Origin of the sequence: Paenibacillus sp. YPG26 (genome assembly GCF_023704175.1) — a bacterium.
GTDB lineage: Bacteria > Bacillota > Bacilli > Paenibacillales > Paenibacillaceae > Fontibacillus.
In genome coordinates this window covers 1-10,000 of sequence record NZ_CP084530.1, presented here as the reverse complement: position 1 = coordinate 10,000, position 10,000 = coordinate 1, and the positions used below count along the sequence as shown (strand labels likewise).

9 protein-coding genes (1 of these 9 cut by a window edge) are annotated in these 10,000 nt (G+C 47.2%); 1 reads left to right on the top strand and 8 read right to left on the bottom strand.

Annotated features, from left to right (window positions below):
* Together gyrA and LDO05_RS00040 are read right to left on the bottom strand one after the other, a co-directional pair.
* Positions 1 to 2,151 carry the 5' portion of a DNA gyrase subunit A gene (gyrA, locus tag LDO05_RS00045; protein WP_251376853.1) on the bottom strand. It extends 387 nt beyond the left edge of the window, so 2,151 of the gene's 2,538 nt are visible here — the first part of the coding sequence; its start codon is at positions 2,149 to 2,151; its stop codon lies beyond the left edge, outside the window.
* A 308-nt stretch (positions 2,152 to 2,459) separates the two neighbouring features.
* On the bottom strand, positions 2,460 to 2,678 hold the full coding sequence (locus LDO05_RS00040) for a hypothetical protein (protein WP_251378795.1): 219 nt from the start codon (positions 2,676 to 2,678) through the stop codon (positions 2,460 to 2,462).
* On the opposite strand from LDO05_RS00040, the gene LDO05_RS00035 reads away from it, so the two are divergent.
* A complete protein-coding gene (locus LDO05_RS00035; protein WP_251376852.1) occupies positions 2,585 to 3,433 on the top strand; it encodes a YheC/YheD family protein in 849 nt (282 codons plus the stop codon). The genes LDO05_RS00040 and LDO05_RS00035 overlap by 94 nt on opposite strands.
* Before the next feature lie 139 nt (positions 3,434 to 3,572).
* Here the strand turns inward: LDO05_RS00035 and gyrB are convergent, their stop codons facing one another.
* The 6 genes from gyrB to dnaA form a co-directional block, all read right to left on the bottom strand.
* Positions 3,573 to 5,483 (bottom strand): DNA topoisomerase (ATP-hydrolyzing) subunit B, encoded by a 1,911-nt coding sequence (gyrB, locus tag LDO05_RS00030; RefSeq protein ID WP_251376851.1) that lies wholly within the window; start codon positions 5,481 to 5,483, stop codon positions 3,573 to 3,575.
* A gap of 39 nt (positions 5,484 to 5,522) precedes the next feature.
* Positions 5,523 to 5,774: an extracellular matrix regulator RemB gene (gene remB, locus LDO05_RS00025; RefSeq protein WP_251376849.1), complete on the bottom strand. Its 252-nt coding sequence runs from the start codon at positions 5,772 to 5,774 to the stop codon at positions 5,523 to 5,525.
* Between the two features lie 14 nt (positions 5,775 to 5,788).
* The gene (recF, locus tag LDO05_RS00020) at positions 5,789 to 6,901 is read right to left on the bottom strand and encodes a DNA replication/repair protein RecF (protein WP_251376848.1); all 1,113 of its coding nucleotides are present in this window, start codon (positions 6,899 to 6,901) and stop codon (positions 5,789 to 5,791) included.
* A gap of 63 nt (positions 6,902 to 6,964) precedes the next feature.
* Positions 6,965 to 7,180, bottom strand: coding sequence for a S4 domain-containing protein YaaA (gene yaaA / locus LDO05_RS00015; RefSeq protein ID WP_276575526.1), 216 nt, complete (start codon positions 7,178 to 7,180; stop codon positions 6,965 to 6,967).
* Between the two features lie 46 nt (positions 7,181 to 7,226).
* Positions 7,227 to 8,369 (bottom strand): DNA polymerase III subunit beta, encoded by a 1,143-nt coding sequence (gene dnaN, locus LDO05_RS00010; RefSeq protein WP_251376847.1) that lies wholly within the window; start codon positions 8,367 to 8,369, stop codon positions 7,227 to 7,229.
* Positions 8,370 to 8,653: 284 nt separating this feature from the next.
* Positions 8,654 to 10,000, bottom strand: coding sequence for a chromosomal replication initiator protein DnaA (dnaA, locus tag LDO05_RS00005; protein ID WP_251376845.1), 1,347 nt, complete (start codon positions 9,998 to 10,000; stop codon positions 8,654 to 8,656).

Genomic DNA, 10,000 nt, shown 5'->3' with positions numbered 1-10,000 from the left:
ATATCCTTTGGTAGTTACAATAAGGACATCCCGTTCCGGATCCACAATATCCATGCCGATCAGCTGATCATTGGCATCCAGTGTAATCCCTTTAACTCCGGTTGCACTTCTTCCCATGGAGCGGACATCACTCTCAGCGAAGCGGATAGACATTCCCTGAGCAGTACCCATGATCAGTTCCTGACCAGGATGGGTCAGCTTCACTTCGATAAGATCATCATCTTCCCGAAGATTAATAGCTATAAGTCCACCTCTACGGATGTTCACATAATCATCCAGCGGGGTCTTCTTGACGATACCCAGTCTTGTCGCAAAGAACAAATGCTTGTCCTCTTCAAACTTCTCTACAGGAATAACCGCATTAACAGTCTCCCCCTGCTCGATTTGAATCAGGTTGATGATTGGTGTTCCACGAGCTGTTCGTCCCAGCTCCGGAATCTCGTATGCCTTGATCCGATAAGCCTTACCTTTGTCCGTGAAGAACATCAGGTAATGGTGGGAGTTCGTTACGAATAAGTGTTCAACAAAGTCACTGTCCTTCGTATCCATACCAATGACCCCGCGGCCGCCCCGCTTCTGACTACGATAAGTCGATACAGGCAGACGCTTGATGTAGCCTGTATGAGTAATCGTAATTACCACATCTTCACGTGGAATCAGATCCTCATCCAGAATGCTCTCTTCGCCAATGGTAATTACTGTGCGGCGCTCATCTGCATACTTGTCTTTGATTTCCTGAAGTTCTCCGTCAATAATCTCCAGTACAAGGTGCTCATTGGCAAGAATCTCACGGTATTCCGCAATCTTCTGGAGAAGTTCATTGTATTCATTCTCAATCTTCTCACGCTCAAGTCCGGTCAAGCGCTGAAGCCGCATATCCAAGATAGCCTGTGCCTGTTCAAAACTTAATCCGAAGCGCTCAATCAAGCCTTCTCTTGCAATCTCTCCAGTCTGGGAGCTTCTAATCAGCTTGATGACTTCATCCAAATGATCCAGAGCAATCCGCAGACCCTCGAGAATATGAGCCCGGGCCTCCGCCTTCTTCAGGTCAAATTCGGTCCGGCGGCGAATAACTTCAATCTGGTGCTGCAGATAGTAATGGAGTACTTCACGCAGCGTCAGAATCTTTGGTTCCTTGTTAACAATGGCCAGCATGTTGATCCCGAAAGTAGATTGCATAGACGTATGCTTGTACAAGTTATTGAGTACCACATTCGGATTGACATCTCTGCGCAGCTCAATCACAATACGCATACCATTACGGTCAGACTCGTCCCGCAGATCTGTGATTCCCTCGATTCTCTTCTCCCGAACGAGCTCGGCAATCTTCTCAACCAAACGCGCCTTGTTAACCTGGTATGGAATCTCGTGAACGATTATTCTTGCCTTGTTGTTGTTCTCCTCTATCGTTGCATTAGCCCGCATCGTTACGGAGCCGCGGCCCGTTGTGTAGGCTTGACGTATTCCAGAACGTCCAAGAATGAACCCGGCCGTCGGGAAGTCCGGGCCGCTGATATAATCCATTAACTCAAGCGAGGTAATCTCCGGGTTCTTAATAAGGGCCTGTACACCATCAATGACCTCTCCAAGGTTATGAGGGGGTATATTCGTAGCCATACCGACTGCAATCCCTGTAACCCCATTGACCAAAAGGTTAGGGAACCGGGCAGGAAGCACCACAGGTTCGTGCTCTTCCCCGTCATAGTTCGGCATGAAATCAATAGTTTCTTTGTTGATGTCCCGAAGCATCTCCATAGCGATCTTGGAGAGACGAGCCTCGGTATAACGCATTGCTGCTGCCATATCGCCGTCAATCGAACCAAAGTTGCCATGTCCATCAACAAGCATATTGCGCATTGCAAAGTCCTGTGCCATACGTACCATGGATTCATAAACCGCACTATCGCCGTGAGGGTGATACTTACCTATAACCTCGCCAACGATTCTGGCTGACTTCTTGTATGGCTTGTCCGGCGACATGCCAAGATCACTCATTGCGTATAGAATACGGCGATGAACCGGCTTTAGCCCATCCCGCACATCCGGCAGGGCACGGCTAACAATGATGCTCATTGCGTAGTCCATGAAGGACTCCCGCATTTCCACACCAATATCCCGATCTATAATTTGCGAGTTCTGCTCTTCCGCCATGCTGGACCTCCTTAAATATCTTACCCATGCCTAATTAATCTCTGTATGGTATGGAGTGAGGACTAAGGACTTACAGTTCACTCCAATTAACAAAATAAAATTAATGATTCATAAAACTGCATATATTCATTCTCCTATGTATAGAAAGAGCTCAAAGAGAGCATGAAACGCAGGAAAGCTCCAACATTTATTATATTACTTTCACAAATCAAGCACAATTAAACGTTGATAGCCAGTAGACCTTCTACTCCCCGCGTTTGGTGATAAATGGGGATGTGTCCACTCCCATTGTTCACCTTTCACATACATTAGGATATAGGCATTTCTTCATTCCTTAAAAAACTTGAAAAATCCCCACATCCTATAATTATATCATTGTTTTTCTCTTCTGTCCTATGTTTTTCATCTCCAGTAGATGGCCATTCTCCTAGAAATGAAAGGAAGGAAGCTGACATTGAGCATTCAACGAATAGCAAGCAAATGGAGAAAAACACAGATTCTCCTGCAGCAGTCAAATCTGCAGCCATACATCCCCGAAACCCGAAAGTTCTCTTTCGAGGACCTAAGAGCTATGATTCACCAGTACGGCCTTGTATACATCAAGCCAGACAGAGGGACTTACGGAATTGGAGTGATGAGTGCGGAATTGGATCAAGAGGCATTAGATGCAAGTGGGGAAATACCACCCGAAGGAAACCCGGTCATGGAGAGTCCCGCCCCTACCTATAAGCTGCGATTTGGAATTCAGGGTCAAACTTACATGACCTTTGAAGAACTATACTCTGCGCTAATGGACAAAATTAAAAGACGCAATTATCTGATTCAGCAAGGCATCCATCTCCTAACTTACCACAGGCGGAAATTCGACATCCGAGTATTGGTACAAAAGAATTTAAGACGAGAGTGGGAGACCACCGGCTTTATCGCTCGTCTGGGCGCCCTGCAGAAGATTATTACCAATCACCATGGTGGAGGCACCTCTTACCCGGTTGAACGGCTCCTAAGTCATCATATGGACGAGAAGCAGCTTGAATTGCTGCTCTCCGAGCTTCGGCTAATAGGTACGCAGGTAGGTTACCAGCTGCAGAACTCTTATCCTAAGCTCAAAGAGCTTGGCCTTGATATTGCTGTAGACAGCGGCTTTAAAGCATGGATACTTGAAGTGAACACCATGCCGGCACTGTTCCCCTTCAAAGACCTCAAAGATAAAAAGATATATAAGCGGATCAGGCGGTACGCCGTCCATTACGGTAGACTAAGGAAGAGCAAGGCGACGTCCTAAGAGTCACAATTATAAAAAAACTGCAGCCTGGGCTGCAGTTTTCTTGGAGCAAATATTCATGAAAATGCAGCCTGGGCTGCAGATTTTATGCTATAAAAATTATTCAGAAAATTGCAGCCTGGGCAGCAGCTTTCGTGAATTAAAAATCGAGATTGGTCACATACTTGGCATGTTCCTGAATAAAGTCACGCCGTGGCTCAACATTATCACCCATTAGCGTATCAAAGATCGCGTCTGCCTGGATTGCATCCGCAATGGATACCTGCTGCATAGTCCGGCTCTCCGGATCCATGGTTGTCTCCCAGAGCTGGGTAGCATTCATCTCACCGAGACCTTTATAACGTTGGATGTTGAATTTGGCATTCTCGCCAAACTCAGCAATAATCTCGTCGCGTTCTTTCTCGGAACCTGCGTAGCGCACCACTTTGTTACGTTCAATTTTGAACAGCGGCGGCTGGGCAATGTAGACATAACCCGCATCGATAATTTTGCGCATATAGCGATAAAAGAAAGTAAGCATCAAGGTCCGAATATGAGCTCCATCGACATCCGCATCCGTCATAATGATGACTTTGTGATAGCGAGCCTTGGCAAGATCAAAGTCATCACCGATGCCCGTACCGAGGGCTGTTATAATCGCTCTGATCTCGGCATTGCCAAGTATCCGGTCAAGGCGGGCTTTCTCCACGTTCAAGATCTTACCCCTCAGCGGAAGAATGGCCTGGAAGTGACGATCACGTCCCTGCTTAGCTGATCCGCCGGCAGAGTCACCCTCGACAATGTAGAGTTCACTGATTGCGGCATCCTTGGATGAACAGTCAGCAAGCTTACCCGGAAGTGAGCTGACTTCCAGCGCACTCTTGCGCCGTGTCAGTTCCCGTGCTTTACGAGCTGCCTCACGCGCGCGGGAGGCTTGGAGAGCCTTTTCCAATATACGTTTGGCTACAGATGGATTCTCCTCCATAAATTCCTGCAGCTTCTCGGCAAATAGAGACTCTACAATACCACGGACTTCACTGTTGCCGAGCTTAGTCTTCGTCTGTCCCTCAAACTGCGGCTCAGGAATCTTGACGGAGATAATGGAGGTCAGACCTTCCCGAACGTCATCACCGGTAAGATTGGAGTCACTGTCCTTGATCAGATTATATTTACGGGCATAATCGTTAATAATCCGGGTGAGCGCACTCTTAAAGCCGGACTCATGGGTTCCGCCCTCATGGGTATTAATATTATTAGCAAAAGAATAAATGTTCTCTGTATAGCTGTCATTGTACTGCAGTGCGACTTCTACATGAATCATGTCTCTTGCGCCTTCTACATAGATCGGTGTCTCATGAAGTGCCTCTTTGTTCTGATTCAGAAACTGGACGTATTCACTGATTCCGCCTTCGTATTTGAACGCGTTGGATTGCCCGGTCCGTTCGTCGTGCAGAGAGATAGAGATTCCTTTGTTCAGGAATGCAAGCTCACGGATACGAGTAAGGAGAATATCATAGTCGAACACTGTAGTCTCCGTGAAAATCTCCGGATCTGGGGTGAACGTAGTCTTCGTGCCCGTCTCTTCGGAATCACCGATAATACGGATGTCATATTGAGGTGCCCCGCGGCGGTATTCCTGCTGATAAATATGTCCGTCACGCTTAACCTCGACAATCACCTTCTCGGAAAGAGCATTGACTACGGATACGCCCACACCGTGCAGACCACCGGATACTTTGTACCCGCCGCCGCCGAACTTGCCTCCGGCATGGAGGACAGTCATAACCACTTCCAAGGTTGAACGTTTCAGCTTGGGATGCTCACCGACAGGTATGCCGCGTCCGTTATCGATGACCGTTACACTATTGTTCTGATGCACGATCACGTCGATATGGTCAGCATAGCCTCCCAAGGCCTCATCGATACTGTTGTCCACGATCTCCCATACCAAATGATGCAGACCTCTGGAGCTGGTTGAACCTATATACATACCTGGACGTTTGCGAACGGCCTCCAGGCCCTCGAGCACCTGTATCTGATTTTCATCATAGGATTGTTCATTCATCGACATGCTTTCACCTGCTTCTTTTATTGAGATTCAGTTATTACCTCACGCATTCGCAAAAAATTGTTGGGCGCGCTTCTTCAGCGTTGCTGAGGAGATGGGGGAATAGTACACCGTTTGCTTGGTCACCACAATGGACTTCGGTTCTTCCTCACTGATGTGAACCACCTGCTTGTTCTTCAGGGCATGGGTCACGAACTGCTTGGATATCTTCGAAGACTTCTCGATAGAGATATCAAAAATAGCAACAAGCTCAGGAGATGAAATAATCTTCTCTCCGCCTAAATGAATGTACATCTTGCCCCTCCATCCTAGCTGTTTACTTGTCCCTCATGAACATGATAAATGCTGGCGTCCTTAAGCTTGCCGGCATTAATCGTCTCTATGCCCGTGGCGGTAATGAACGTCTGTACCTTGCTTTGAAAAGTCTCGATCAATTGGGTCTGCCGATAAGGATCGAGCTCAGAGAGAACATCGTCGAGCAGAAGAACGGGATACTCACCGATCTCCTCATGGATCAGCTCAATCTCTGCTAGCTTAAGAGAGAGCGCCGTTGTTCTCTGCTGGCCTTGCGATCCATACACTTGTGCTTCATTGCCGTTGATATAGAAGGCTAGATCATCCCGGTGCGGTCCCGCCAGAGTCATGCCCCTCCGTATCTCCTGATCCTTCATTTGTGATAACTTTATCATAAACTGCCGCAATAAGACAGCTTCATCTTCTTCCTCAGCCTCTCCAAAAGAAGGCAAGTAGGTCAGCTCCAGCCTCTCGGTTCCATTCGTAATTCCCTGATGAATATCTGAAGCCCACTTCTGCAGTTTTCTTATGAATTGTTTCCGTTTCTTAATGATTTTAACACCGTGCTCTGCAAGCTGCTCGTTCCATATTTCAAGCATGGTGGACATATCACTGCCTCCACCCCAGGACTGCTTGAGCATGTTATTGCGCTGAACCAGCACCTTCTGATACTGCTGCAGATGATATAAATAGCTGGGGGTAACCTGCCCGATCTCCATGTCGAGGAATCTTCGTCTGATTCCTGGTGTCCCTTTTACAATTTCGAGGTCCTCCGGCGCGAACATCACCACATTCAGCGCTCCGACAAAATCACTCAGCTTACGCTGCTCAAGGCCGTTAATCTTCGCCTTTTTGCCCTGAGAAGAAAGTCTTAGCTCCAAGTTAACAGCCCCATACTTCTTATCTACCTCAGCAGCAAGCAAGGCCGCATTTTGTTGGAAACCGATCAGCTCTTTGTCCTTGGAGGTCCGGTGTGACTTGGTTAATGCCAGCACGAAGATCGCTTCCAGAAGATTTGTCTTCCCTTGGGCATTACGGCCAATCATTAAATTGACATTTCCGAAGGAGCCGAGATTGAGTTCCTGATAGTTACGGAAATACTGCAAGCTTAAACTTTTGACGAACATTGAACGGTTCCCCCTCATCTTACGCTGCCTATGCCAGGCAGTAACACCGATTATCAGGGATTGTTACTTAGCCGCAACCTGAAACGTCCCGCAGCCTTCCACCTCGACAACATCTCCCGGGTACAGCTTACGCCCCCGGCGTTCCTCTAATTCCTGATTCACCTTGACTGCGCCATCCTGCAGCAGAGCTTTGGCCATCCCGCCTGTCGGCACGCAATCAGCCAGCTTCAGAAATTGATCCAGCTTAATATATTCACTGTGGATAAGTACCTCATTCATGATAAATTCCTTTCTCCTGCAGTTATCAACAGGTGCATAACTTTTTTTAGTTGGTCGTGCGGTAAGGAAGAATCAAGTATAGGCTCCGGCTCTCATCCACCGGCTTCACAATAATTGGACTCATCGGGCCGGTGAAGCCGATATGAAGCTGCTCGCTCTCCACGACCTTGAGCACATCAAGCATATATTTGGAGTTGAAAGAGATGCGCAGCGGATCACCGTTAAACTCAGCAACCTCCAGCTGCTCTGTGACTTTACCCAGCTCGGATGAACTAGAGGAAATTTCTATTGTACCATCTTCGAGCGTCTGAAGGCGGACAATGTTGGTCTTCTCTTCGCGCGAGAGAAGGTATGCCCGGTCAATGGACTCGCTTAACTTCTTGGTATCAAGTACAAGCTCCGTCTTGTAGTTGGTCGGAATAATTTTAGAAGTATCGGGATAGGTTCCGTCTAATATACGTGAATAGAACAATACCCGGTCAATTTTGAATAACACCTGATTATCGGCTACAACGATATCCACGCGTGTGTTCTGGTCTGGAATGATTTTGCTAAGCTCGTTCAGCGTTTTGCCTGAGATGACAATATTGCTGAATCTTACATTATCGGCATCTTCAAGCGGTGCGGTCCGGCTGGCTAGGCGGTGACGGTCTGTAGCCACGAACTTGAACAGGTTATCACTCAAATTCCATAGAACCCCGGTAAGAATAGGCGTTGTCTCTTGAGTGGAGATGGAGAACACCGTCTGTCTAATCATATTCCGAAGAAGATCACCGGGGATGGAGATCACCTGATCCTCCTCAATGCTTGGCAGAACCGGGAATTCTTCCGGATCCAGACCGACGAGCTGAATATCTGTAGAGCCTGAGCGGATAAAGGTCTGAAATCCCTCTTTGACCTCCATCTCGATCTCTTGTGATGGAAGCTTCTTAATAATTTCCACAAAGAACTTGGCCGGAAGTACAACACTACCCGGACGCTCCACCTGAACAATCGTCTTCTTGTCGTCTTCAGCAGGAATAAAAGCCTGGATGGAAATATCCGTATCACTTGCGGTCAGAATAACCCCTTGAAAATTCACTTCCAGTTTAATGCCGGTAAGAATAGGGATCGTTGTCCGGCTGGAAATAGCTTTGGATACATGCTGGATGGATTCATTAAGATCATTTTTTAAGATGCGAATTTTCATGTTTTCAACTCCTAAACGTGTTTATGAGGCATAAGTGTGAAATCTATGGCATAAGCTTGTGTAAGCTGATTTTTGGGGCTGCCGTTTTAAAGTGGTTTGGGGATAATTTATCCGCACTTTTTATGAAGAAGTATATCTTTTAATTAATTATAGAAGTAGTAGGGGGCCTGAATATGTGGATAACCAGGCTAAAGACATAAAACGAAGCCTATTCACATGTGTATAAATTGTGCATAGGCTTTTGTGGTTTTTTGCTGAATTTTGACTAGCTAAGTTCCATATGATTAGGAGGAATTTTTGATTTTCTCCGTTAAGGTATTAATGATTTTGTACAGCTCCTGATCAACCTTCAAATGCTGGGTAATCTTCTCATGAGCATGAATGACGGTGGTATGGTCACGCCCTCCGAAGGCTTCTCCTATCTTAGGAAGTGAATAATCCGTTAATTCCCGGGATAAATACATCGCAATCTGCCTCGGAAAAGCAATAGCTTTGGTCCGTTTGCGGGCTTTGAAGTCTTCCATCCTCAAATTGTAGTAATCCCCGACCTTCTGCTGAATATCCTGGATGGTGATCATCTTGGGTCTGCTGGAAGGAATGATATCCTTGAGTGCTTCAGCTGCCAAATGCGTAGTTACATCCTGGTTAATTAGCGATGAATACGCAACAACGCGGATCAATGCCCCTTCCAGCTCGCGGATATTCGTATCGATCTGATTCGCAATATACATCATTGCCTCGTTCGGAATATCCAGATTCTCCGCCTTCGCCTTCTTCCGAAGGATCGCAATCCGGGTCTCCAGATCCGGCGGCTGAATATCGGTAATAAGCCCCCATTCGAACCTTGATCTGAGCCGCTCCTCGAGTGTCGGAATTTCTTTTGGCGGACGGTCACTTGAGATAATAATCTGTTTGCGCTCTTCATGCAGCGCATTGAACGTATGGAAGAACTCCTCCTGGGTGGACTCTTTGCCGGCCAGGAACTGAATATCGTCGATCAGCAGAATATCTATATTCCGGTATTTGTTACGGAAGCTCTCTGCCCGGTTGTCCCGGATGGAGTTAATGAACTCATTCGTAAATTTCTCGGAAGAGATATATACCACCTTGCTGCTGGGGCTGTGCTCTAGAATATAATGCCCGATCGCGTGCATGAGATGCGTCTTGCCAAGTCCTACTCCCCCATACAAAAAAAGAGGGTTGTACGCACGGGCCGGGGCTTCAGCTACAGCAAGCGAAGCCGCATGCGCAAACCGGTTGCCTGAACCAATCACGAACGTATCGAACGTATATTTCGGATTAAGCATATGGGATATCGTATCTTCACTTGGAACGGGAGGTGGCGTCTGGGTCTGGGGAAGGCTGGGCTCACTCGGCCTAGATTCCTCGATGACAAAGGAGACATCAACCTGCTTGCCCATAATTTCCATGACGGTTGTTGCTACCAGCTTGGTGTAGCGGCTCTCAAGCCATTCCACGGCAAAGGTGGTCGGTGCGGAAATGACGATAGTCTGATCGGTAATGGAGACCGCTTTGGTTGCTTTGAACCAAGTATCATAGCTCGGCTTGCTTAGCTTGGTTTGGATGATGGATAAAATTTGCTGCCATATTTCAGAAGTATGGCTGTCCAC

What these genes read in the sequence shown, in the direction of transcription:
- LDO05_RS00035 (WP_251376852.1), top strand. Translation starts at nt 2,585, where the DNA reads ATGAAAGGAAGGAAGCTGACATTGAGCATTCAACGAATAGCAAGCAAA.
- LDO05_RS00040 (WP_251378795.1), bottom strand. Translation starts at nt 2,678, where the DNA reads ATGGCTGCAGATTTGACTGCTGCAGGAGAATCTGTGTTTTTCTCCATT.
- gyrB (WP_251376851.1), bottom strand. Translation starts at nt 5,483, where the DNA reads ATGTCGATGAATGAACAATCCTATGATGAAAATCAGATACAGGTGCTC.
- remB (WP_251376849.1), bottom strand. Translation starts at nt 5,774, where the DNA reads ATGTACATTCATTTAGGCGGAGAGAAGATTATTTCATCTCCTGAGCTT.
- recF (WP_251376848.1), bottom strand. Translation starts at nt 6,901, where the DNA reads ATGTTCGTCAAAAGTTTAAGCTTGCAGTATTTCCGTAACTATCAGGAA.
- yaaA (WP_276575526.1), bottom strand. Translation starts at nt 7,180, where the DNA reads ATGAATGAGGTACTTATCCACAGTGAATATATTAAGCTGGATCAATTT.
- dnaN (WP_251376847.1), bottom strand. Translation starts at nt 8,369, where the DNA reads ATGAAAATTCGCATCTTAAAAAATGATCTTAATGAATCCATCCAGCAT.